Source organism: Bacillus cereus group sp. N31 (assembly GCF_016483245.1).
Taxonomy (GTDB): Bacteria; Bacillota; Bacilli; order Bacillales; family Bacillaceae_G; genus Bacillus_A; species Bacillus_A toyonensis.
Genome location: NZ_JAEHCH010000001.1, coordinates 256,781 through 279,685 on the forward strand (window position 1 = coordinate 256,781; position 22,905 = coordinate 279,685).

Below are 22,905 nucleotides of genomic sequence, written 5' to 3' on the forward strand. Positions count from 1 at the left end.
ATATTAAGGGGTATCTAAATGAATGAAAAATGGACAATTATAGATGCGTTGCGTCATTCAAGACATGATTGGCTCAATCGTATGCAGATGGTTAAAGGAAACCTTTCCCTTGGAAAAGTGGAAGAGATTCATCGGCTCATCGATCGTTTTGTCCAAGAAGCGAGACAAGAATCCAATCTGATGGGGTTATCAATGCCTTTATTTTCAGAGTGGATTTTAACATATAATTGGAAACAGCAGCCGTGCTTATTGGAGTACGAAGTATTAGGAGAATTACATAACTTATCTCACTTAGATGAGACTGTATGTACATGGGCGAATCAATTCTTCTCAATGCTTCAGCATAGTTTAGACGTATATGTTGAAAATTATGTTTGTATCACAATTGAATGTGACGCGGAGAATGCTCGTTTCTTTTTTGATTTTCGTGGTAAGCTAACGAGTGTAGAAGAACTACAGAATTGGCTTGCGAACCAAAACAATAAATGGTATTCCATTTCTTATACAGTACGAGACGAAGAAGTCTCAGTTATATTACAACCAATCGAAAAAAGTGTGGTGAAATAATGTTTGTAGATCAGGTCAAGATATATGTAAAAGGCGGCGACGGTGGTAACGGAATGGTTGCGTATCGTCGTGAGAAGTATGTTCCAAAAGGTGGCCCAGCAGGTGGCGACGGTGGTAAAGGCGCAGATGTTGTTTTCGTTGTTGAGGAAGGCTTACGTACATTAATGGACTTCCGCTACCAACGTCATTTCAAAGCTGATCGTGGTCAGCACGGAATGAGTAAAGGTCAGCACGGACGTAAATCTGAAGATTTAATCGTAAAGGTTCCACCAGGAACAATAGTAAAAGATGAAAAAACAGGTCAAATTCTTGCCGATTTAGTAACGCATGAACAAACAGCTGTAATCGCAAGAGGTGGCCGAGGTGGCCGTGGTAACTCGCGTTTCGCAACAGCTACGAATCCAGCACCTGAAATCGCTGAGAACGGAGAACCAGGTCAAGAACGTGATGTCATTCTAGAACTTAAAGTGCTAGCAGACGTTGGACTTGTTGGATTCCCAAGTGTAGGTAAATCTACATTATTATCTGTTGTATCATCAGCGCGTCCGAAAATTGCAGAGTATCACTTTACAACAATCGTTCCTAATCTTGGTGTTGTTGAAACTGGTGATAACCGCAGCTTCGTTATGGCTGACCTTCCTGGATTAATTGAAGGCGCACATGCTGGCGTCGGACTTGGACACCAATTCTTACGACATATCGAACGTACACGTGTAATTGTACATGTTATCGATATGTCTGGTTTAGAAGGCCGTGAGCCATATGAAGATTATGTCACAATTAATAATGAATTAAAAGAATATAATATGCGTTTAACAGAGCGTCCACAAGTTGTTGTAGCAAACAAAATGGATATGCCGGATGCAGAAGAAAACTTACAAGCATTTAAAGAGAAAGTGGGAGACGAAGTAAAAATCTTCCCAATCTCAGCTGTAACGAAACAAGGTGTTCGTGATTTACTATTTGAAGTAGCGAACTTATTAGAAACAACACCAGAATTCCCAATGTACGATGTTGTTGAAGAGTCTGAAGCAAGTGTAATGTATAAATTTGATGCTGAAAGTCTTAAATTTGAAATTACACGTGAAAGTGACGGCACGTTTGTTATTTCTGGTTATGATATCGAGAAGACATTCAAAATGACTGACTTCTCACGTGATGAATCTATACGTCGTTTCGCTCGCCAAATGCGCGGAATGGGTATTGATGAAGCGCTTCGTGCACGTGGTGCAAAAGACGGAGATATTGTAAAAATTCTTGAATATGAATTTGAATTTATCGATTAAGACTGCCAAAGTATGGCGGTCTTTTTTTTATTCTGCTATTTGCAAGTAGTAAGATTCCCGCCTCAAAATTCAGCTGAAGCAAAGAAGTTAGGTGTGAATCAGGCTGCTAGTTAAAAATTACGAAGATAGGAAAAAATCCCCACTAATTAAATTTTCAATTTATAATAGAAAAAGAAGTAATTTTAGAAGAATATTTATGGGGAGAAAGAGAACATGTATAAAATATTAATTGTAGAAGACGATGAGAAAATTGCGGGAATATTAGAGGAGCATTTAGAAAGGTATGGCTATCAATCATTTAGAGCAATTGATTTACGTCATATAAAAGATGAATTCGTAAAAGTGAATCCACATCTCGTATTACTGGATATCAATTTACCATATTTTGATGGTTTCTATTGGTGTCGTCAAATCCGCACTGTATCGAATGCGCCGATTATTTTTGTTTCTGCAAGAACAGGGGAAATGGATCAAGTAATGGCAATTGAAAATGGCGGAGATGATTACATTACAAAGCCATTCCATTTAGATATTGTCATGGCTAAGGTGAAAAGTGCACTTCGACGTGGGTATGGTGAGTATGCTTCTGCGGCAGAAAGTGATTGTTTAGGTGTGAATGGACTTTTGTTATTCCCGTCCCAACACGTTGTTGAGTGGCAAGGGCAACAAACAGAGCTGACAAAAAATGAATTTTACTTATTAGAGTGTTTAATGAAACAAGCGAATCAATATGTAACGCGTGAAGAATTGTTAGAAGCTCTGTGGGATGAAGTAGCTTTTGTTGATGATAATACACTGACTGTGAATGTAAAGCGCGTAAGGAAGAAACTAGAGGAGCTAGGTATTAAAAATGCGATTGTAACGAAACGTGGATACGGTTATGCGCTTCTTACAGAGTGGAGTGAAGGGCATGCAGGTTAAAAGTTACCTCATAAACCGCTTTGCTTTACTTCTTTCTTATGTTGTAAGTCTTTGTTTATTTGGACTCGTATTGCAGTTGCAAAGTCTTTTAGAAAAAAGATCAATTGATTGGAGTACGTGGTTATACGGACTTTTATTAGGGACAGTTGTGTTTACTGTATACCTCATTTACGATTACCGAAAAAGAAGTGTTTTTTTAAAGAGAATCGAAAAATATGTTGCTGATGGAAATACATTACATGATTCTTTACTTATTGATACTTCGTATACGACAGAACAAGAGATGATCGTTGAATCTTTTACGCTATTAAGACAGCAATATATGAATGAAGCTCATAAACAGCATGCGAAAGAGCAACAGCAAATGATATTTATGAACCAATGGATTCATCAAATGAAGACACCAGTATCTGTTATTGAGTTACTATTACAGAAGTTTGGTAAAGAGCATCGTGAAGCGAGAGCAACAGTTGAAAGTATTCGTGAAGAAAATAACCGTATACTAAATGGTTTAGATTTAGCGTTACATATGGCAAGGTTAGAGCAATTTGCGAAAGATTATAAAGTAGAAGTAGTAAATGTGATAGATATTATTCGAGGTATTATTAATGAAAATCGAAAGTCTTTCATTCAATCGTCTGTATTTCCGAAAGTAATGTTTGAAGAAGATACTTGTATGGTTGCATCTGATAGAAAATGGCTTAGTATTGCTATAGGGCAAATTGTTGTAAATGCAATTAAGTATACGAGAATTTCAGAAGCAGAGAAAAAGGAAATTCAATTTCAAATTGAAGAGAAAGATCAAAAGGTGTTATTACATATTAAAGACAATGGAATCGGTATTCCGGAGCAAGATGTAAAGCGTATATTTGATCCGTTCTTTACGGGGATAAATGGCCGTAAAACGAGAGAAGCGACTGGAATGGGTTTATATATTACGAAGGAAATTTGTGATAATTTACATCACGGTATTTATGTGCAATCGGCTGAAGGGGAAGGGACAACATTTACGTTCCAATTTGCAAAAGATGAAGAATATCATACATTAATGAGAAAAATGACAAAACTGTAAGATAACAAAACGTTTTGTAAGGGAAATCACTCGTTTCTTTTTCTTATTTTTCTTATAGTAAATGTAAGAAGAAAACACATAGGGGGATTAGAAATGAGTGTTCTTGAAGTAAAAGGATTAACGAAGGTGTATCAATCAAAAGGTTCAGTAGCGACGACTGCTTTAAATGATATAAATTTTAAAATAGAAGAAGGCGAATTTGTAGGGATTATGGGTCCTTCAGGAAGCGGAAAAACAACGCTTTTAAATTTATTAGCAACAATTGATAAGCAAACTTCAGGTCATGTGCTTGTAAATGGCGAAGAAATTAATCAAATGCGTGCTGCAAAATTAGCGGAGTTTCGCCGTACACATTTAGGATTCATTTTCCAAGATTTTAACTTACTTGATACGCTATCGATTAAAGAAAATATCATTTTACCACTTGTAATGGCGAAGAAATCTGTAAATGAAATCGATGCAAAAGTGCTTGAGATTGCAAAGTTTTTAAATATCGAAGGCATTTTAAATAAAAAAGTATATGAAGTATCAGGCGGCCAACAACAACGTGCAGCAGCTGCGAGAGCGATTATTCATGAACCGACGTTAATTTTAGCGGATGAGCCAACTGGAAACTTAGATTCTAAGTCGGCAAAATCATTAATGAGCGCGTTGCAAGATTTGCATGAACAAAAGAAAGTAACAATTGCAATGGTAACGCATGATCCAGTAGCGGCGAGTTATTGCGAACGTATTCTTTTCATACGTGATGGAGAGATTTTCTCAGAAATACATAAGGGAAGAACGAAACAAGCCTTTTTCCAAGAAATTTTGGACGTACTTGCGATGCTAGGAGGAGAATATCATGAACTTTCGCCAGCTCGCGCTTAATAACGTAAAAGGAAATTGGCGTAATTATAAAGCGTTTCTTATTAGCAGTTGTTTATCGATTGTCGTATTTTTCATGTATGCTTCCTTCATTTATCATCCAGATGTCGTAAGCGGTAATATTAGTATGAGGGAGATGATTTCAAAAGGGTTAGAATCGATGAATTATATTGTAGTCATCTTCTCAGCACTTTTTATTTTATATGCAAATTCAACATTTTTAAGAGCAAGGAAAAAAGAGTTTGGTCTATTAACATTAATAGGCGGAACAAAATCTCAACTTGGCCGAATGATTATATTAGAACAGCTTATGTTAGGTAGTATTGCAATTGTAGTAGGTATTGGACTTGGTATGCTTTGTTCAAAATTATTCTTCCAAGCATTAAGCGTAATATTGAAAATAGATAAAACACTTCCACTCGTATGGAATAGTAAAGCGGTTTTGATTACAGCGGGTGTATACTTTATTCTATTTTTAATTCTATCATTGTTTAGCGTTTGGACAGTAGGACGCTTGCAAATTATTGATTTATTAAGAGAAGCAAGAAAACAAAAAGTAGAACCTTTTGCATTTACATCGTTATGTGTAGCAGGAATAGGATGTATTATTGCCGCATATGTGCTTAGCTTCCAAGTGACATTTATGAATTTTATCATGCTGTTTTTACCGATTGTAGGGCTGACGATAGGCGGAACATATTTACTGTTTACACAAGGTAGTACAGTCGTATTAAAGGCGTTGCAAAAACGAAAAAAATCTTTTTATACATATCCAAACATGTTCGTACTTAGCAACCTTATTTATAAAATGAAAGATAATGCTCGCTTTCTATTTGTAATTTCTATTATTACGGCGGTTGTATCTTCAGCAGTCGGTACACTGTACGTATTTTTTGAGGATATGAGTTATAAGACAGTAACTAGTACCCCGCATGCTATTTCGTATGAGGAAAAGGGAATCAATACGCATAATGTTATAAAAGAAGGAAAAACAAAAGAATTAATAAAAAAACACGGATTTGAAGAAGCGCGAGAAGTAACGTATGTAAAACTTCCTGCAACTCAAAAGGTAACGATGTTTAACGGTGAACATGAAATGCCATTAGGGATTATATCTGAAAAGGAATATAATAAAGAAGCGCGTAAACAGAACGTGCCAGAAGTGCAAAATAAGCCGGGAAGTGCAACGATGGTTGTAATTGATATGATGAATGATATTGTCAAGCCGGATCTTACGAAGCCATTTGAATTTACATTGAACGGACAAAAACAGTATATTAAGCTAAATGATCCAGTATCAAAGTCTGTTTTTAATGATGATAGTTATTTAATTGTGAATGATGAGGATTTTGTAAAATATTCACAGCTCACAGCAGATGAAGAAAAGACGAAATATTATGGATATTACATTGGAGATTGGAAAGAAACAGAAAATCTTGTACTAGACTTAAAGAAAGAAATTGTGCAAGAACAACAACAGAATTTCCACAATTCCATCCTTACGTATAAAGCGATAAAGGAGCAAGGAGCAATTACAATGTTCATAGGCTTCTTTGTAGCTGTACTGTTCTTCTTCTTCGCTTGTAGTATGACATACTTTAAATGGTTTAACGATAAAGAACAAGATCGTATTCAATTTAAATCGTTAAAGAGAATCGGTATGACAGATAAAGAAATTCGTAAAATTGCAATTCGTCAAATGGGCGTTATCTTCTTTATCCCAATTTTAATCGGTGCAATCCATAGTGGATTTGCTCTTCATACGTTAGGAAAAATGCTTTATATTGATTTATGGAAATCAGGTGCGATTGTAATTGGAACATACGTTATAGCTTCTGCAATTTACTTTATGATCGCGCAAAGAGGATATTTAAAACACGTAAAAAGCTAGGGAAACCTCTAGCTTTTTGCCTATGTAGTAAGTTACAGGGGGACGGTAGATGAACATTCGGCAACTAGCGCTGCAAAATATAAAAGGAAATTGGCGTAATTATAAAGTATTTTTCTTAAGTAGTTGTTTTGCAATATTTGCGTCTTTTGCATATATGTCGGTTATTGTGCATCCGTATATGCAGGAGACGATGTGGTATCAAAACGTACGCTGGGGACTTATTATATGTAATGTTATAATCATTTCTTTTTTCGTTATATTTATTTTGTACTCTACTTCTATTTTCATAGAGGCACGTAAGAAAGAATTAGGGTTATATATGTTAATGGGAGCAACGAAATCTAACGTAATTGGAGTGATTATGACCGAGCAAATATTGATCGGGGTATTTGCTAATATTTTCGGTATTGGGCTTGGCATGATCTTTTTAAAGCTCTTCTTCATGGTGTTTAGTATGTTACTGGGGCTTCCGAAAGAACTCCTTGTCATATTTGACGTGAGAGCAATTGGGGGAACGTTTGTTACATATATGGTCGTTTTTATTGTCTTATCTTTTATAAGTGCTTTACGTATATGGAATATAAAAATCATTCGGTTATTGAAAGAATTTCGAGCAGATAAAAAAGAGAAGAAAACATCAATGTGGTTTTGTATATTTGGTTTTATTTGTTTAGGTATAGGATATGCGTTAGCGTTACAAACGACGATGCCAACGATAGCATTATACTTTTTCCCTGTGTCTATACTTGTCTTTTTCGGAACGTATTTTTCTTTTACACATGGTGTTAGCCAATTGTTAGAAGTGATAAAACGAAATAAAAAGATTATGTATACATATCCGTATTTATTTATAGTAAACCAATTGTCACATCGAATGAAGGAAAATGGAAGCTTTTTCTTTCTGATGTCTATGGCAACGACGTTTGTAGTTACGGCAACAGGTACGGTGTTCTTATATTTTTCCGGTATGCAAGATATGTGGCGGGGCGGAGGAGTACACTCATTTTCATACATAGAAAAAGGTACTTCTTCTCATGAAGTCTTTGCGGAGGGTACGGTTGAACAATTATTACACCAATATGGGTATAATGATTTTCAATCTATGAGTTTTGTTGGAGTGTATGCATCATTTCAGTCCAATAAAGGAGAAACAGAGGTAGCGTCGCTTATAAAGGAAAGTGAATACAATCAAGAGGCGAGAAAACAAAAACAGAAAACGTATCACCCTAAAAAAGGAACCGTTACGCTTGTTTATTATAATGAACGTAATGATCCGAATGTATATAATCAAAAAGGAATCCAATTACAAGTAATGAAACAAACGTATCAATTCGCATTTAACGGTCAGAAAGAAGGGGTGCGATTTAACCATCATCCTTCGTACATTAATGGTCTATTTTTCGTCATGAATGATGAAGATTTTGCTAGTATAGCAAATCAGGTTCCTGAATCTGAAAAATTGATATATAGAGGCTACACATTACCGAATATCGAAAATACGAAGGAATTAAACGCTGATTTACGGAAACATATGAACAAAGATACAAATGATGCATTTCGAAGTAATATGGAGCTATATGTAAATATGAAAGAGTTTGGCGATGTTACTCTATTTGTAGGCTCATTTATTAGTATATTATTCTTCCTTACTTCATGTAGCATCGTATATTTTAAATGGTTTCATAATATTGCATCGGATCGAAAACAGTACGGGACACTTTCTAAACTTGGAATGACGAAGGAAGAAGTGTGGAAGGTTTCTCGTTGGCAATTATGTATGTTATTTTTTGCACCTATTATAGTAGGAAGTATGCATAGTGCAGTTGCGTTATATACATTTCATAATACGATTTTTATGGACGGTTCATTAAGAAAAGTAGGCTTGTTTATTCTGTATTATATCGCTGCATGCATCGTTTATTTCTTCTTCGCTCAAAGAGAATATAAGAAACATTTAGACTAGCGAATGCTAGTCTTTTTTTAATATTCGAAATTTACATAGAAGAATATAAAAAAGTATGGTATAACAGTAAGAAAACGAAAAAGAGGGGAAAAGACGATGATTCGAGTAGGATATTTAGGACCAGAAGCAACATTTACAAATATGGCGGTGAGTCGTTTTTTTCCGGAAGCAGAGCATGTACCGTATCGAACGATTCCGGATTGTATAGATGCAGCCGCAAATGAAAGTGTAGATTTCGCAGTCGTACCGTTAGAAAACGCAATAGAAGGTTCAGTAAATATAACGGTCGATTACCTCGTGCATGAGCAACCACTTTCTATTGTAGGAGAAATTACAGTACCAATTCAGCAACATTTACTCGTACATCCGCAGTATGCAGAAGTGTGGGGAGAAGTATATGCAGTGCATTCGCATCCGCATGCTATCGCACAATGTCATAAGTTTTTAAATGAAGAATTAAAAGGGGTAACTGTTCGAGACATGACATCAACAAGTGCTGCTGCACAATATGTGAAAGAACATCCTGAAGAAAAAATCGCTGCCATTGCAAATGAAGCAGCCGCAGAAAAATACGGATTAACAATTATAAGACGTGACATTCATACGCATAAAAACAATCATACACGCTTCCTAGTGCTCCATAAGAAAAAGAAAGCAATACTCTCAAATAACGGAGAAAACCGCGGGGAGAAAACGACGCTTATGATAACGTTACCTGCAGATTATGCAGGGGCACTATATCAAGTGTTATCAGCTTTTGCATGGAGAAAATTAAATTTATCAAAAATCGAATCGCGCCCGATGAAAACAGGACTCGGAAATTACTTTTTCTTAATCGATGTCGATAAAGCATACGATGACGTATTATTGCCAGGCGTAACGATGGAACTTGAAGCGCTCGGTTTTTCTGTTACTGTGCTGGGGAGCTATTCTTCTTATTGGTTGTAAAGGGTAAGGGAGAGTATTTGTCGTATTTTGTAGTTAAATTGATATAATTTCAGTCGATAATATACCGTCTGATAGATAAATAAAATCCCACCATTTATAGGTGGGATTCTTTACTTTAACTTAGCAAGACGATCCTCTAACTGACCACGCCAAATATTGGCTAGTTCAGGAACAGCAAGAATCTTTTCAATGCCATCTTTATCTTTTCTATTATGAAAATAAATTTCGTTAGAAAACAAAACAGATACATTGTTTGATGGACGTTTTAGCAATGTGATTTTAGAATCTTTACGTACAGTACCTTCTTGAAGAACGCGGCATAGGTAGCCAGTAAATCCAGTTGCTACAATGCGCGGCAGTATGCCAGGAATACCGAGGCGTTTTGAAATAGTGCTACAAGGTACTCTTGCTTGTGTCACTTGAATGATTGCTTCACCTAGTTGATATGTATCTCCGATGCAAACATCACGCTCTAACATATTTGTTACGGTAATGTTTTCGCCAAATGTGGAAGCTGGAAGCGTAGTTTGAAATTCCTCTTCCCATAGTGCGTAATGCTCGTGTGGGTACACACAAACAGCGCGATCAGGACCGCCGTGATGTTTTAAATCCGCTACGTCATCACCACGAAATCCGTCTTTTGAGAGAAAGGCCTCTTCTGTAGGATCTTTACATATACCTGTTATCATTTCTTTATCTTCGCCATATTTCATTTGTTTCGGTTTACCAGTACTAAAGTGAACGAGTTCAATTCCCATATTCGATCTCCTTTACGATTGATTACAATATTATAGCATTAAAAAAGCACAGAGAATTATAAAAACTCTGTGCTTTACATTAATAAACGAGAAATCCTGCTTTATCTAAAGCCTCGCAAGCAGCGTCTAATTTTTCTTTAGAATCTGCTTCAATTGTATGTAAGTGAATACCATCTGTTAGTTGCGAAAGATAGGAAGCATTTGTATTTTCGATTTTTTGTAAATATTGCTCTACATCAAATCGATTACTTACCATAATTGATGCTGTTAAGTCGCCGTATACAGGGTGCTCAACTTTTACGTCTTTAATCGTAACGCCATGATCAACAAGCATTGTAAGTTCTTGACGTACTTCTGCTGGTTTATGTTGGCATACAATCACGCGTTCAAAAGCCTGTTGCTTCTCCTGTGGTTTTAAATATAAATAGCCTTGAGCAGTTGCAATAATTGGCTCGTTTCTTGCTTTTAGTAAGGAGATATCTTGCACAATAACTTGTCTACTTACGTTTGTCTTCTTAGATAGTTCGTTTCCAGATAACGGTTCATTTGCAGCAAGCAGCCACTGAAGGATAAGTTGTCGTCTTTCTTCACCTAAAATCTTTTTTTGTTCATTTTGTTTCATTATGATTTAACACCTCTATAAAATTGATTTCCAATTGTGTGTAGTGCATGAATAGTAGTATCAATTTGTTCTTTCGTTGTTTGTTTTCCGAAAGAGAAGCGGACATATTGTTTAGCCTCTTCATACGTTCTTCCAATTGCAAGCATTGTTTTCGAAGGTTCTTGTTTACCAACTTGGCAAGCACTTCCGGTCGAGATGGCAATACCGCGGCGGTTGCATTCTAGCATTGTATATTGACCTTCTATTCCTTTTATTGTAACCCCAATAATATGTGGTAAACAAGAAGTAGAATGACCTTCTACTTCAATTTCTAGCGGAAGTGTTTGTAATTCCTCTAAAAAGTAGGATCGTAACTCTTTAAAACGTAAACTTTCTACCTGTTGATTTTTCAATATATTTTCAGCAGCTGTTAAAAAAGATGCGATGCCAGGAACGTTCACTGTGCCTGGGCGAAATCCTTTTTCGTGAGAAGTTCCCGGGAATATTTGTGCCCAGCGAACTTGTGGATTTATATAGCAAGCGCCGACACCTTTTGGACCGTATATTTTGTGTGCTGAAACAGAAAGACTATCAATTCCCATCTCAAAAACATGGATAGGCAGTTTACCAAACGTTTGCACACAATCCGTATGAAATAAAATATTATATTTTTTTAAAAGGGCCCCAATTTCTGCTATGTTTTGAACAGTCCCAATTTCAGAGTTTCCATGCTGTATACTTGCTAAAACAGTATCTTCTGTAATAGCTGCCTCTAAATCTACTAAACAAATGAGTCCGCTTTTATCAACAGGAATTTCAGTGATCGTATAGCCTTTTGATTTTAGAGATTGAAAATAACTTCGAATGGATGCATGTTCCATAGGTGTCGTAATAATATGCTTCTTATTTCGGGCATTTAGAAGTGATTGAATCGCAAGATAGTTCGATTCCGATCCACAGCTTGTGAAAAATACTCCTTGTTCTTTGCCTCCAATCATTTCCGCAAATGTTTTTCGGCAAACTTGTAATAAAGAAGAAGCCGTTCCTCCAATATCATGTAAACTTTGTTCATTTCCGAAGTATTGCGAAGCTGCTTTCATATATGCTTGTAACGCTTCCTCGCTCATAGGTGTAGTAGCTGCATAGTCAAGATATATCATCATGTAAGTTCCTCTCTCTAGTAAGAGTTACATTTCTTTTGCTTTTTAAATGGTAGTAGTGAAAATAAGAATTATAAAAAAACTCTTGTCATTATTTTAAAACTATGTAAATATAGGTGTCAAGACAGTTGAAAAGTGTAAAGTAGGAGGCAACAATTATGCCAAGTGCAGATGTCTTAATTATTGGAAGTGGCGTTGCGGCACTTCGTGTTGCAAAAGAGATTTGTCACGAAAAGAATGTGATTATTATCACAAAGGAGACGAAACGTAATAATAATACACATTTAGCTCAAGGTGGAATTGCCGCAGCGGTAGCGACATATGACAATCCTAATGATCATTTTGAAGATACATTGGTGGCAGGATGTCATTATAACAATGAAGAAGCGGTCCGTTATTTAGTTGATGAGGGGCCGAAAGAAATACGCACTATCATTGCAAATGGAATGAAATTTGATGGAGACGAATCAGGTCCTCATCTTGGAAAAGAAGGGGCACACCGAAAACGTCGTATTTTACATGCGGGCGGAGATGCAACAGGAAAGAATTTATTAGAGCATCTCATTCAAGAAGTAGCTCCGTACGTTACAGTAGTGGAACAGGAAATGGTGCTCGATTTTATTATAGAAAAAGATAAATGTGTTGGAGTTTTAACGCGAAATAATGAAGGGGAACTGAAGCGTTACGATGCAGATTATACGGTGCTAGCAACAGGAGGAATTGGTGGTTTATACGCTTTCACCTCTAATGACGAGACGATTACAGGCGATGGACTTGCAATGGTGTACCGCGCAGGTGGGGAACTTGTAGATTTAGAGTTTATACAATTTCATCCGACGATGTTATACGCGGGCGGGCGATGTTGTGGCCTCGTTTCTGAAGCTGTTCGTGGTGAAGGAGCTGTCCTTATAAATGGAAAAGGACAGCGTTTTATGATGGAGATACAACCTGAACAGGATCTAGCCCCGCGTGATGTAGTGGCTAGGGCTATTCATGAACAGTTACTTGCGGGTGAAAAAGTGTACTTAAACATCGAAATGATTCAAAACTTTGAACAACGTTTTCCGACCGTGTCATCAATATGTAAAACGAATGGTGTCGATATAAATAAAAAACGTATTCCAGTCGTGCCAGGTGCTCATTTTCATATGGGCGGTGTGAAAACGAACTGTGATGGAGAAACATCTATTTCTAACTTATACGCAGTTGGTGAAGTAGCTTGTAATGGAGTTCACGGCGCAAATAGGTTAGCGAGTAACTCATTATTAGAAGGTCTTGTGTTTGGGAAAAGAATCGGACAACATATTTTATCTAGAACTGCAAAAGAAAGAATGAAGGGTCTAACAGAGAAGGAAGACAAATTTATCGTTCTGAAGCATTTGCCGGCGAAAGAAGAGATACAAGAATGCATGATGAACTATGTTGGAATTGTGCGAACAGAGCAAAGTTTATCTTATGCGAAGAGATGGCTTAGTAAGTATGGTGTTCGAAATATGATATTACAACATGATGTTCTTACGAATGAAGAGATAACGCTTATTAATATGTTAACGGTTTGTGAGCTTATAGTTGTGTCAGCCTTGCAAAGAGAAGAAAGTATTGGCGGGCATTACCGGAGTGATTATCCAGATAGAAATATAGGAAAGAAAGAGATTGTTCGAGTAAAGAGAAAACTACAAATTGTGTGATGAGGGGAAGAGGGGCTTTATGAACACGATAAAAGTTAAAGAAGCATTAAATCGATTTTTTTTAGAAGATATAGGGGAAAGAGATGTAACATCTCAGCTTATTTTTCCAGATAACTTGCTTTCGAAAGGAACGTTTCTTGCGAAGGATACAGGGGTCTTTGCAGGACGTTTAGTAATTGAATCAGGATTTAAATTAATTGATGAGAGAATTGAAGTAGAGCTTCATAAAAAAGATGGGGATCTTGTAGAAAAAGGCGAAATCATTGCAACTGTGCAAGGCCCGATTGCCTCGTTATTAACAGCAGAGCGCGTTATATTAAACGTTATTCAGCGTATGAGTGGGATAGCCACGATGACACGTAAAGCGGTTCTTGCGTTAGATAGTAGTCATACTCGCATTTGTGATACGCGAAAAACGATGCCTGGGCTACGTATGTTTGATAAATATGCAGTCGTGTGCGGAGGTGGATTTAACCACCGCTTCGGTTTATATGACGGTGTCATGATTAAAGACAATCATATTGCGTTTGCTGGTTCTATTACAAAAGCTGTTACATCGGTGAAAGAAAAATTAGGACATATGGTGAAAGTAGAAGTGGAAACAGAAACGGAGGAGCAAGTGAGAGAGGCGGTAGCAGCCGGTGCGGATATTATTATGTTTGATAACCGTACGCCAGATGAAATTCGAGAGTTTTCAAAGATTGTGCCAAGCGCCATTGTTACGGAAGCGTCAGGTGGCATTACAGTTGAAGATTTATCGAAATATGGAAAAACAGGGGTAGATTATATTTCACTTGGATTGTTAACACATTCAGTGAAAGCACTTGATATTAGTTTCAATATTGAAGCGTAAGGAAAGTGGCTTAGAGGGGGAGAAAGGTATATGAGTATTTTAGAAAAAGTACAGCCAATTGAAACGATGTTACCAGAGCGTTATTACACAATGTCAACGGAAAATATGGAAAAGCGTGTTCGTGAAATTAAAGAAAAAATGGGGAAAACGTTATTTATTCCAGGGCATCATTATCAAAAGGATGAAGTTGTACAATTTTCTGATGCAGCAGGGGACTCACTTCAGCTTGCGCAAGTTGCAGCGAGTAATAAAGAAGCAAAATACATTGTGTTTTGTGGTGTGCACTTTATGGCAGAAACAGCAGATATGTTAACGACAGATGAACAAGTTGTCATCTTACCAGATATGCGCGCAGGTTGTTCAATGGCGGACATGGCAGATATTGAACAAACAGAAAGAGCGTGGAAAGAGCTCACGAAGTTATTTGGAGATACGATGATTCCGTTAACGTATGTAAATTCTACAGCTGCAATTAAAGCATTTTGCGGTCGTAATGGTGGAGCGACAGTAACTTCTTCAAATGCAAAACAAATGGTTTCTTGGGCGTTTACACAAAAAGAGCGTCTTGTCTTTTTACCAGACCAACATTTAGGAAGAAATACAGCGTACGATTTAGGTATCCCGTTAGATAAAATGGCGGTATGGGATCCACATACAGATTCATTAGAATACGATGGAAACATAGAAGAAATCCAAGTGATTTTATGGAAAGGACATTGTTCAGTTCATCAAAACTTTACAGTGAAAAATATTGAAAGTGTGCGGGAAAATCATCCGGATATGAATATTATTGTACATCCAGAATGTTGCTATGAAGTTGTAGCCGCTTCCGACTATGCAGGTTCAACGAAATACATTATTGATATGATTGAATCAGCTCCAGTTGGAAGTAAATGGGCAATTGGTACAGAAATGAATTTAGTGAACCGAATTATTCAGCAACATCCAGATAAAGAAATTGTTTCACTTAATCCATTTATGTGTCCGTGCTTAACGATGAATCGAATTGACCTCCCTCACTTACTATGGGTGCTTGAAACGGTAGAAGGCGGAGAAGAGATTAACGTTATTAGCGTAGACAAACAAGTAACGAAAGAAGCAGTTCTCGCATTAAATCGTATGTTAGAGCGTGTTTAAAGCAACGGGAATACCGTTGCTTTTTTTCATACATATAATCATAACGAGAGCGAAATGGGCATACATTGTTTTGAAGAAATCATTGTGGTTTTTATGCCTATTCCACTTCCAACTATATTGAAAATAGAAGAAGTGATAAAAGTGAAAAGAAGTTAATGTTATTTAGAAAGGGTTACTTCATGAGATTTGTTACTTATAGATAAGTTATACAGGAGGGGGAAAATTTGAAAATTCATATCGTGCAAAAAGGGGATACCCTTTGGAAAATTGCGAAAAAGTACGGAGTGGATTTTGACACGCTGAAAAAAACAAATACACAGCTTAGTAATCCAGATTTAATCATGCCAGGTATGAAAATTAAAGTACCATCAAACGGCGTCCACGTGAAACAGCAAGCTGGAGCAGGATCAGCACCTCCAAAGCAATACGTAAAAGAAGTGCAACAAAAAGAATTTGCAGCAACACCAACGCCGCTTGGAATAGAAGATGAGGAAGAAGTTACGTATCAATCGGCACCAATTACCCAGCAGCCCGCTATGCAACAAACACAAAAAGAAGTGCAAGTAAAACCGCAAAAAGAAGTACAGATAAAACCACAAAAGGAAATGCAAGTGAAGCCGCAAAAAGAAGTACAGGTGAAACCACAAAAGGAAATGCAAGTGAAGCCGCAAAAAGAAGTACAGGTGAAACCACAAAAAGAAGTGCAAAAAGAACAGCCAATTCAAAAAGAAAAACCAGCTGAAAAACCGTCTGTTATTCAAAAGCCACCTGTTATAGAAAAACAAAAACCGGCGGAAAAAGAAAATACGAAGTTTTCGATAAATGTATTACCACAGCCGCCGCAACCGCCAATAAAAACGAAAAAAGAATATAAAATTTCAGATGTAATTAAAAAAGGAAGCGAGTTAATTGCTCCACAAATTACGAAAATGAAACCTAACAACGTCATTTCTCCGCAAACGAAAAAGGATAATATAGTATCACCGCAAGTAAAGAAAGAAAATGTAGGAAACATAGTATCGCCGCAAGTGAAGAAAGAAAATGTAGGAAACATAGTGTCTCCGCAAGTGAAGAAAGAAAATGTAGGAAACATAGTATCGCCGCAAGTAAAGAAAGAAAATGTAGGGAATATAGTATCGCCGCAAGTGAAGAAAGAAAATGTAGGGAATATAGTATCGCCGCAAGTGAAGAAAGAAAATGTAGGAAGCATAGTATCACCAAATGTATCGAAAGAAAATGTGGTTATCCCACAAGTCATACCGCCAAATATTCAAGTACCAAATATAATGCCAATGCTGGATAACAATCAACCACCAAATATAATGCCAATAATGGATAACAACCAACCACCAAATATAATGCCAATAATGGATAACAACCAACCACCAAATATGATGCCGATCATGAATAATAATCAAATGCCGAATATGATGCCGATTATGGATAATAACCAAATGCCGAATATGATGCCGATTATGGATAACAATCAAATGCCGAATATGATGCCGATCATGGATAACAATCAAATGCCAAATATGATGCCAATAATGGATAACAATCAACCACCGAATATGATGCCATATCAAATGCCGTATCAACAGCCGATGATGCCGCAGAATCCATATTATCAACAACAAAACCCATATTACAATATGCCATATCAGCAAGGGGCACCTTTTGGACCACAGTATACGTCTATGCCAAATCCAAATATGATGCCAATGGATAATAATATGCCGCCGCTTGTGCAAGGTGAGGAAGATTGTGGATGCGGAGGAGAGAGTAGGTTATATAGTCCGCAGCCTGGGGGACCACAATACGCGAATCCTTTATATTATCAACCAACGCAGTCTGCATATGCACCACAGCCAGGGACGATGTATTATCAACCAGATCCACCAAATGTATTTGGAGAGCCAGTCGCAGAAGAAGAGGACGAAGAAGAAGTTTAAAAAAAGGTGGGATTATTCCCACCTTTTTTGTATGTAGAATTGTTTTGAAAACGGAAGATTTACATCAAATGTTAGAAAATTCCCAGTGAAATATTAACAGTGTAAAAACCTTCTCTGTTACTCATCATAAGAGGGAGCTTTTCAGAAGAGAAGTTCATTCTAACAGAGGGGGTTTTTGTATTGAATACGAAAGTAAAAGTGATTGCTGCTTCTTTGTTAGTTACCAGTGCATTAGCTGCATGTGGTACACCAAAAGATAACAATGCGATGGATGGACGTAACTACAACTATAAGCATACAGCTTATAATGATACACACCAGTATCGTGATAATGTAGCGCGTAACGATCGTTATACAGATTATGTCACATATAGAAACGGTCGTAACGATACAGGATATAATAATTATTACCGTGATGTAAATTACAACGGGCAAATTGCTAATCCGCATCCAACTCGTAATATTACAATGAACAATTCATACATTAACAATGATGGTAAAACTGCAGAAAGAATTACAAATCGTGTGAAACGTATGAATAACGTAGACCGCGTGTCTACGGTTGTATATGGAAACGACGTAGCGATTGCAGTAAAACCACGTAACACAGCGACAAATGAAACGGCGATGGCGAACGAAATTCGTCAAGCGGTTTCAAATGAAGTTGGAAACAGAAACGTATATGTTTCTGTAAGAAATGATATGTTTACTCGTGTCGATGCAATGAGTACGCGTCTACGTAACGGTACAGTTACAAACGATTTTAATCGTGACATAGGAAATATGTTCCGAGACATTCGTTACGGTTTAACTGGTACAGTGCGATAGAAAAACAAAAGAGGAAGGGGTTGCCCTTCCTCTTTATTCGTCGTCATCTTTTAAACGACGTTTTTTAATAAAATAACTAACGGAATAAGAAATTAAAAAGCATATGAAGAAAATACTACCTGTTAGAAGTGCTTCAAACAGAGGTCTTTCTGGACTGAAAATGATATAAATAATGGCTATAATAGTTCCTACAATAAGAGAGCGTAAAATAATTTTGTAATAAGGAGTTAACTTTATATCCTTTTCGCCTTCTTCTACATCGATAGAAACGCTTAACTGTAAATAACTAAGTACGATACTTGTAAGGATAAATAATAACCATAATGGAGATTTCGTAATTTGATCCATTCCTTCAGTGAATCCGATATAGCCTAAAATGCCAATTATACCAAGCGATTGAAAAAGAAAGGCAATACGTATGTTTTTTAATGTTTTCAGAATGAGACGTTCATCCTTTATTTTTTTCACAATATCCATCTCCTGTTTATTATGATTTCGCTGTCACATCAATTGAAACATATATATTACATTTATCAATTTATAATTTAAATAAAGTTCGTTTGGGTGAAAGAGAAAATAAAATATTTTTATAAACATGTTGCACTTATACGTTATTAATGTTATATTAGCAAAGCGATGAGCTAATTTACGTAAGACGAGAGATATGCTTAAGTGCTAAACACGCGAATGTGGTCGCCTGGTCTCTCGCCGTAAACGCATCAAGACGCCTGCTTGCAGGCGTCTTTCATTTTATATAAAAACAAATGCTAATGCAGATAAGGATAAAACCTTATCTGCATTTTTTATTTTTGAGAGAAATGTAATGTGGTTGTTTATATGGATAAAACCTCCACTTTCGGCAAAACTACTAATGAAAGTTTGATTTTGCCTAAAAGAGGTGAACGGAAATGAAATGGATACTGATTGCAGTGCAAGCTTTCGTGATGATGTTTTGTTTAGCCTATGAAACGAGTGTGAGGGCGGAAGGACCAGTACCAGAAGTAACAGAAAAAGAACCTGAAGTTACAATTTTATTAGAGCGTATGTATGTTGATGGAGAAGTAAGTGAAGAAATATTTACAGAAAAAGTAGCGGATTTAGAAAAGTTTTTACAGCAATATAAAGAATGGCAACTCGTTGATCGTGATGATGTACAAATTGTATTGCAAAAGAAAGTGGACGATATTTCTCCGTTATTGAAGACGAGCGGCTATTTTGGTGTTTCAGAGGAAGGGATATTACAAATTTTCAAGGGTGTACCAAAAAGCGATAATGCGATTCATTCTTTCTTTCAAATTGATATGAAAAAACTTGAGAGTTATGAGCGTGCGAAATTGAAACGTGGTATTCGTATAAAATCAAAAGAAAGTTTTGTGAAGACGATTGAAAAAATGAAGCAATATGCAGTGCAAAATAAGAAAAAAAGCAGCTCATGGTGAGCTGCTTTTTCTTACTTGTTTTTAGCTAAAATTTCTTTTGCGATTTCATCAATTAGCATATCTTTTCCGATTGGATTGAATGCTTTCGTATTGAAGATTTCATTCGATACTTCATATACGTGATTGTTTTTTACTGCTTTATTGTCTTTCCAAACAGCACTATTTTTATAGTCTTCGTACACTTTATCAGCCTCGCCGCCGAAGTTTACAATAAACATTTGATCAGGTTGGAATGCAACAAGCCCTTCTAATGATACTTGCGCCATCGTTTGTTTTAAATCTGTACCTTTTGTTGCTGGAAGTTTTAAGTCGTTAAAGATGATGTCACCGTATCCGAAGCTACCGTATACACGGAAGTTTTGTGGTGTAACTGCGACAAACATAAAGTTTTCATCTTTTGTTTTTTCTTTAATTTTTTTAGATAAAGAGTCTGCTTTTTTATCGTAGTCGGCAATCCATTTGTCAGCTTTCTTTTCTTCATCCAATAGTTTACCTACTTCTTTAAACTTACCGCGCCAGTCTTCTAAGTTTGTTTCTAGAACAACAGTCGGTGCAACCTTTTCTAATTGATCATAAATTTTTAATTGACGATTATTTAAAATAATTAAGTCCGGTTTTAAAGCTGTAACAGCTTCTAAATCAACTTTAGGTGCCCAGTACCAGCCAACTGCTTTTACGCCATCTAGCTTGTCTGTTAAGTGATTTTGGATTTTATCTTTATATGTATTTGCTGTACCAACAGGTTTGTGTCCAAGAAGTAATAACTCTTCTGTTGATCCAGATAAGTCAACAATTCTCTTTGGATTTACTGGAATTGTAGCTTCCCCTTTAGCGTGTTTCACAACTTTTGTTTTCGGTTGTTCTTTTGCTTTTGACTCTTCTTTTTGAGAAGAACAGCCAACGATAGAAAGAACGACTAGCATAATAGTTAATAAAATAAATAACTTACGTTTCATCCTGATGTAACCCCTTTAATTAGTATTGATAATCATTATCGACTCCTGTATATTAAGGTGCTTTATCCTTTCTGTCAATGGAAAATAACAGAAGTTTTAAACAGAGAACATTTGTTGGGGTAGTCTCGCTTTTCTATCATTAAATATGTTAAAATGGAATACATGATTTAAGAGGGAGAGATCGTATTTTGTTTGAATATGTTACAGGTTACGTGGAGTATGTAGGACCGGAATATGTCGTAATTGACCATAATGGAATTGGGTACCAAATTTTCACACCAAATCCGTATGTATTTCAAAGAAGTAAGCAAGAAATCCGTGTCTATACATATCATTATGTGAGAGAAGATATTATGGCACTTTACGGGTTTAAAACACGTGAAGAGCGTTTATTATTTACAAAATTGTTAGGTGTGTCTGGCATTGGGCCAAAAGGCGCTCTTGCGATTTTAGCCTCTGGTCAAACAGGACAGGTCGTTCAAGCGATTGAACATGAAGATGAGAAGTTTTTAGTGAAATTCCCGGGCGTCGGAAAGAAAACAGCGCGCCAAATGATTTTAGATTTAAAAGGAAAACTAGCAGATGTTGTACCAGATGCATTTGTTGATTTGTTCTCAGATGTTGAAAGTTTTGATGAGAAGAAAGGTTCCTCAGTTGAACTTGATGAAGCACTGGAAGCACTGCGTGCACTTGGTTATGCAGAACGGGAAGTTTCTCGTGTTGTACCAGAGTTATTAAAAGAATCATTAACGACGGATCAATATATTAAAAAGGCACTTAGTCTTTTACTAAATGGTAAGAGGTGAGTATAATGGACGAACGTCTCCTTTCAGGGGAATCTGGATACGAAGATGCGGATTTAGAGTATTCATTACGGCCACAGACGCTCCGTCAGTATATTGGCCAAGATAAAGCGAAACATAATTTAGAAGTGTTTATTGAAGCGGCGAAAATGCGTGAAGAAACGTTAGATCACGTACTTTTATATGGACCACCTGGACTTGGTAAAACGACGCTTGCGAATATTATTGCCAATGAAATGGGTGTTAACATTCGAACGACGTCAGGTCCCGCAATTGAAAGACCAGGAGATTTAGCAGCGGTATTAACAGCACTTCAGCCTGGAGATGTATTGTTTATTGATGAAATTCATCGTTTGCATAGATCAATTGAAGAAGTACTATATCCTGCGATGGAAGATTTTTGCCTTGATATCGTAATTGGAAAAGGACCGTCAGCACGGTCTGTACGTTTAGATTTACCTCCATTTACATTAGTTGGAGCGACAACACGTGCCGGAGCATTATCAGCGCCGCTCCGTGACCGTTTCGGTGTACTTTCAAGATTAGAGTATTATACAGTGGATCAGCTTTCTGCGATTGTTGAACGTACAGCGGAAGTATTCGAAGTGGAAATTGATTCGTTAGCCGCACTAGAAATTGCAAGACGTGCCCGTGGTACACCTCGTATTGCGAATCGTTTATTACGACGTGTACGTGACTTCGCACAAGTTCGCAGCGACGGAACAATTGCAATGGAAATTACACAAATGGCATTAGAACTACTGCAGGTAGATAAATTAGGACTCGATCATATTGATCATAAATTATTGCTCGGTATAATTGAGAAATTCCGTGGTGGCCCAGTTGGATTAGAGACAGTTTCGGCAACGATTGGAGAAGAATCTCATACAATTGAAGATGTGTATGAGCCGTATTTATTACAAATTGGCTTTTTACAACGAACGCCAAGAGGCCGAATCGTAACGCCACTTGCGTATGAACATTTCGGAATGGAGATGCCAAAAGTATGACGGAGATACCGAAATTGCTTATAACAGCAGGTATCTTACTCATTGTTGTTGGCTTAGCTTGGAAGTTCATTGGAAGGCTTCCAGGCGATATTTTTGTGAAAAAAGGTAACGTTACCTTTTATTTTCCTATCATTACATGTATTGTGTTAAGTATTGCATTATCTTTTATTATGTATATAATAAATCGATTCAAATAAGAAATAGG

21 protein-coding genes and 1 pseudogene are annotated in these 22,905 nt (G+C 36.8%); 17 read left to right on the top strand and 5 right to left on the bottom strand.

Going from position 1 to position 22,905, the window contains the following annotated elements; genetic code table 11:
• Window positions 1-18 precede the first annotated feature (18 nt).
• The 8 genes from JDS81_RS01380 to pheA all read left to right on the top strand — a co-directional run bounded on the left by JDS81_RS01380 (window position 19) and on the right by pheA (window position 9,515).
• Window positions 19-567, top strand: a complete 549-nt coding sequence (locus JDS81_RS01380; protein WP_001003572.1) for a sporulation initiation phosphotransferase B — start codon at window positions 19-21, stop codon at window positions 565-567.
• Entirely contained in the window at window positions 567-1,853 is a 1,287-nt protein-coding gene (gene obgE / locus JDS81_RS01385; protein WP_000497121.1) for a GTPase ObgE, read from the top strand. The genes JDS81_RS01380 and obgE overlap by 1 nt, the downstream gene beginning before the upstream one ends.
• A 213-nt stretch (window positions 1,854-2,066) precedes the next feature.
• The gene (locus JDS81_RS01390; protein WP_000276708.1) at window positions 2,067-2,774 is read left to right on the top strand and encodes a response regulator transcription factor; all 708 of its coding nucleotides are present in this window, start codon (window positions 2,067-2,069) and stop codon (window positions 2,772-2,774) included.
• The gene (locus tag JDS81_RS01395; RefSeq protein ID WP_097952356.1) at window positions 2,764-3,846 is read left to right on the top strand and encodes a HAMP domain-containing histidine kinase; all 1,083 of its coding nucleotides are present in this window, start codon (window positions 2,764-2,766) and stop codon (window positions 3,844-3,846) included. The genes JDS81_RS01390 and JDS81_RS01395 overlap by 11 nt, the downstream gene beginning before the upstream one ends.
• A 93-nt stretch (window positions 3,847-3,939) precedes the next feature.
• Window positions 3,940-4,716, top strand: coding sequence for an ABC transporter ATP-binding protein (locus JDS81_RS01400; RefSeq protein WP_000114533.1), 777 nt, complete (start codon window positions 3,940-3,942; stop codon window positions 4,714-4,716).
• A complete protein-coding gene (locus tag JDS81_RS01405) occupies window positions 4,691-6,604 on the top strand; it encodes an ABC transporter permease (RefSeq protein ID WP_097952358.1) in 1,914 nt (637 codons plus the stop codon). The genes JDS81_RS01400 and JDS81_RS01405 overlap by 26 nt, the downstream gene beginning before the upstream one ends.
• 49 nt (window positions 6,605-6,653) lie before the next feature.
• Window positions 6,654-8,567 carry an ABC transporter permease gene (locus JDS81_RS01410; protein WP_097952360.1) on the top strand — a complete coding sequence of 638 codons (1,914 nt, stop codon included), beginning with the start codon at window positions 6,654-6,656 and terminating at the stop codon, window positions 8,565-8,567.
• Between the two features lie 96 nt (window positions 8,568-8,663).
• Entirely contained in the window at window positions 8,664-9,515 is an 852-nt protein-coding gene (pheA, locus tag JDS81_RS01415; RefSeq protein ID WP_000621710.1) for a prephenate dehydratase, read from the top strand.
• A 110-nt stretch (window positions 9,516-9,625) separates the two neighbouring features.
• Here the strand turns inward: pheA and JDS81_RS01420 are convergent, their stop codons facing one another.
• From JDS81_RS01420 to JDS81_RS01430, 3 genes are all read right to left on the bottom strand, one after another.
• Entirely contained in the window at window positions 9,626-10,273 is a 648-nt protein-coding gene (locus JDS81_RS01420) for an MOSC domain-containing protein (protein ID WP_000510705.1), read from the bottom strand.
• A 79-nt stretch (window positions 10,274-10,352) separates the two neighbouring features.
• The gene (locus JDS81_RS01425) at window positions 10,353-10,895 is read right to left on the bottom strand and encodes a transcription repressor NadR (RefSeq protein ID WP_000812272.1); all 543 of its coding nucleotides are present in this window, start codon (window positions 10,893-10,895) and stop codon (window positions 10,353-10,355) included.
• Window positions 10,895-12,037, bottom strand: coding sequence for an IscS subfamily cysteine desulfurase (locus JDS81_RS01430; protein ID WP_097952362.1), 1,143 nt, complete (start codon window positions 12,035-12,037; stop codon window positions 10,895-10,897). Before JDS81_RS01430 ends, JDS81_RS01425 begins: the two co-directional genes overlap by 1 nt.
• A gap of 155 nt (window positions 12,038-12,192) precedes the next feature.
• On the opposite strand from JDS81_RS01430, the gene nadB reads away from it, so the two are divergent.
• From nadB to JDS81_RS01455, 5 genes and pseudogenes are all read left to right on the top strand, one after another.
• Window positions 12,193-13,722, top strand: a complete 1,530-nt coding sequence (nadB, locus tag JDS81_RS01435; RefSeq protein WP_097952364.1) for an L-aspartate oxidase — start codon at window positions 12,193-12,195, stop codon at window positions 13,720-13,722.
• A gap of 19 nt (window positions 13,723-13,741) precedes the next feature.
• Window positions 13,742-14,575 (top strand): carboxylating nicotinate-nucleotide diphosphorylase, encoded by an 834-nt coding sequence (gene nadC, locus JDS81_RS01440; RefSeq protein WP_097952366.1) that lies wholly within the window; start codon window positions 13,742-13,744, stop codon window positions 14,573-14,575.
• 30 nt (window positions 14,576-14,605) lie between these two features.
• On the top strand, window positions 14,606-15,712 hold the full coding sequence (gene nadA, locus JDS81_RS01445) for a quinolinate synthase NadA (RefSeq protein WP_000025318.1): 1,107 nt from the start codon (window positions 14,606-14,608) through the stop codon (window positions 15,710-15,712).
• A 224-nt stretch (window positions 15,713-15,936) separates the two neighbouring features.
• Window positions 15,937-16,099 (top strand): annotated as a pseudogene (gene safA / locus JDS81_RS31025) (SafA/ExsA family spore coat assembly protein); the annotation flags it as partial.
• Between the two features lie 1,745 nt (window positions 16,100-17,844).
• Window positions 17,845-18,492: a YhcN/YlaJ family sporulation lipoprotein gene (locus JDS81_RS01455; RefSeq protein ID WP_097952869.1), complete on the top strand. Its 648-nt coding sequence runs from the start codon at window positions 17,845-17,847 to the stop codon at window positions 18,490-18,492.
• 33 nt (window positions 18,493-18,525) lie between these two features.
• Here JDS81_RS01455 and JDS81_RS01460 read toward each other — a convergent pair whose 3' ends face one another.
• The gene (locus JDS81_RS01460) at window positions 18,526-18,969 is read right to left on the bottom strand and encodes a branched-chain amino acid ABC transporter substrate-binding protein (protein ID WP_097952871.1); all 444 of its coding nucleotides are present in this window, start codon (window positions 18,967-18,969) and stop codon (window positions 18,526-18,528) included.
• Window positions 18,970-19,400: 431 nt separating this feature from the next.
• Here JDS81_RS01460 and JDS81_RS01465 point away from each other — a divergent pair, with 431 nt between their 5' ends.
• On the top strand, window positions 19,401-19,931 hold the full coding sequence (locus tag JDS81_RS01465) for a BofC C-terminal domain-containing protein (RefSeq protein WP_052943593.1): 531 nt from the start codon (window positions 19,401-19,403) through the stop codon (window positions 19,929-19,931).
• Between the two features lie 11 nt (window positions 19,932-19,942).
• Here the strand turns inward: JDS81_RS01465 and JDS81_RS01470 are convergent, their stop codons facing one another.
• On the bottom strand, window positions 19,943-20,887 hold the full coding sequence (locus JDS81_RS01470; protein WP_097952873.1) for an iron-hydroxamate ABC transporter substrate-binding protein: 945 nt from the start codon (window positions 20,885-20,887) through the stop codon (window positions 19,943-19,945).
• A gap of 188 nt (window positions 20,888-21,075) precedes the next feature.
• Between JDS81_RS01470 and ruvA the strand changes: the two genes are divergently transcribed.
• The 3 genes from ruvA to JDS81_RS01485 are packed head-to-tail and all read left to right on the top strand — an operon-like array spanning window position 21,076 to window position 22,897.
• Window positions 21,076-21,693, top strand: a complete 618-nt coding sequence (gene ruvA, locus JDS81_RS01475; protein ID WP_000464514.1) for a Holliday junction DNA helicase RuvA — start codon at window positions 21,076-21,078, stop codon at window positions 21,691-21,693.
• 5 nt (window positions 21,694-21,698) lie between these two features.
• On the top strand, window positions 21,699-22,700 hold the full coding sequence (ruvB, locus tag JDS81_RS01480) for a Holliday junction branch migration DNA helicase RuvB (protein WP_000344470.1): 1,002 nt from the start codon (window positions 21,699-21,701) through the stop codon (window positions 22,698-22,700).
• Window positions 22,697-22,897 carry a DUF2905 domain-containing protein gene (locus JDS81_RS01485; RefSeq protein ID WP_000136158.1) on the top strand — a complete coding sequence of 67 codons (201 nt, stop codon included), beginning with the start codon at window positions 22,697-22,699 and terminating at the stop codon, window positions 22,895-22,897. Before ruvB ends, JDS81_RS01485 begins: the two co-directional genes overlap by 4 nt.
• Window positions 22,898-22,905: the final 8 nt, after the last annotated feature.

What these genes read in the sequence shown, in the direction of transcription:
- JDS81_RS01465 (WP_052943593.1), top strand. Translation starts at nt 19,401, where the DNA reads ATGAAATGGATACTGATTGCAGTGCAAGCTTTCGTGATGATGTTTTGT.
- JDS81_RS01430 (WP_097952362.1), bottom strand. Translation starts at nt 12,037, where the DNA reads ATGATGATATATCTTGACTATGCAGCTACTACACCTATGAGCGAGGAA.
- JDS81_RS01390 (WP_000276708.1), top strand. Translation starts at nt 2,067, where the DNA reads ATGTATAAAATATTAATTGTAGAAGACGATGAGAAAATTGCGGGAATA.
- JDS81_RS01400 (WP_000114533.1), top strand. Translation starts at nt 3,940, where the DNA reads ATGAGTGTTCTTGAAGTAAAAGGATTAACGAAGGTGTATCAATCAAAA.
- JDS81_RS01405 (WP_097952358.1), top strand. Translation starts at nt 4,691, where the DNA reads ATGAACTTTCGCCAGCTCGCGCTTAATAACGTAAAAGGAAATTGGCGT.
- JDS81_RS01420 (WP_000510705.1), bottom strand. Translation starts at nt 10,273, where the DNA reads ATGGGAATTGAACTCGTTCACTTTAGTACTGGTAAACCGAAACAAATG.
- JDS81_RS01380 (WP_001003572.1), top strand. Translation starts at nt 19, where the DNA reads ATGAATGAAAAATGGACAATTATAGATGCGTTGCGTCATTCAAGACAT.
- JDS81_RS01470 (WP_097952873.1), bottom strand. Translation starts at nt 20,887, where the DNA reads ATGAAACGTAAGTTATTTATTTTATTAACTATTATGCTAGTCGTTCTT.
- JDS81_RS01425 (WP_000812272.1), bottom strand. Translation starts at nt 10,895, where the DNA reads ATGAAACAAAATGAACAAAAAAAGATTTTAGGTGAAGAAAGACGACAA.
- obgE (WP_000497121.1), top strand. Translation starts at nt 567, where the DNA reads ATGTTTGTAGATCAGGTCAAGATATATGTAAAAGGCGGCGACGGTGGT.
- JDS81_RS01460 (WP_097952871.1), bottom strand. Translation starts at nt 18,969, where the DNA reads ATGGATATTGTGAAAAAAATAAAGGATGAACGTCTCATTCTGAAAACA.
- JDS81_RS01395 (WP_097952356.1), top strand. Translation starts at nt 2,764, where the DNA reads ATGCAGGTTAAAAGTTACCTCATAAACCGCTTTGCTTTACTTCTTTCT.
- ruvB (WP_000344470.1), top strand. Translation starts at nt 21,699, where the DNA reads ATGGACGAACGTCTCCTTTCAGGGGAATCTGGATACGAAGATGCGGAT.
- pheA (WP_000621710.1), top strand. Translation starts at nt 8,664, where the DNA reads ATGATTCGAGTAGGATATTTAGGACCAGAAGCAACATTTACAAATATG.
- JDS81_RS01485 (WP_000136158.1), top strand. Translation starts at nt 22,697, where the DNA reads ATGACGGAGATACCGAAATTGCTTATAACAGCAGGTATCTTACTCATT.
- JDS81_RS01410 (WP_097952360.1), top strand. Translation starts at nt 6,654, where the DNA reads ATGAACATTCGGCAACTAGCGCTGCAAAATATAAAAGGAAATTGGCGT.
- nadB (WP_097952364.1), top strand. Translation starts at nt 12,193, where the DNA reads ATGCCAAGTGCAGATGTCTTAATTATTGGAAGTGGCGTTGCGGCACTT.
- nadA (WP_000025318.1), top strand. Translation starts at nt 14,606, where the DNA reads ATGAGTATTTTAGAAAAAGTACAGCCAATTGAAACGATGTTACCAGAG.
- nadC (WP_097952366.1), top strand. Translation starts at nt 13,742, where the DNA reads ATGAACACGATAAAAGTTAAAGAAGCATTAAATCGATTTTTTTTAGAA.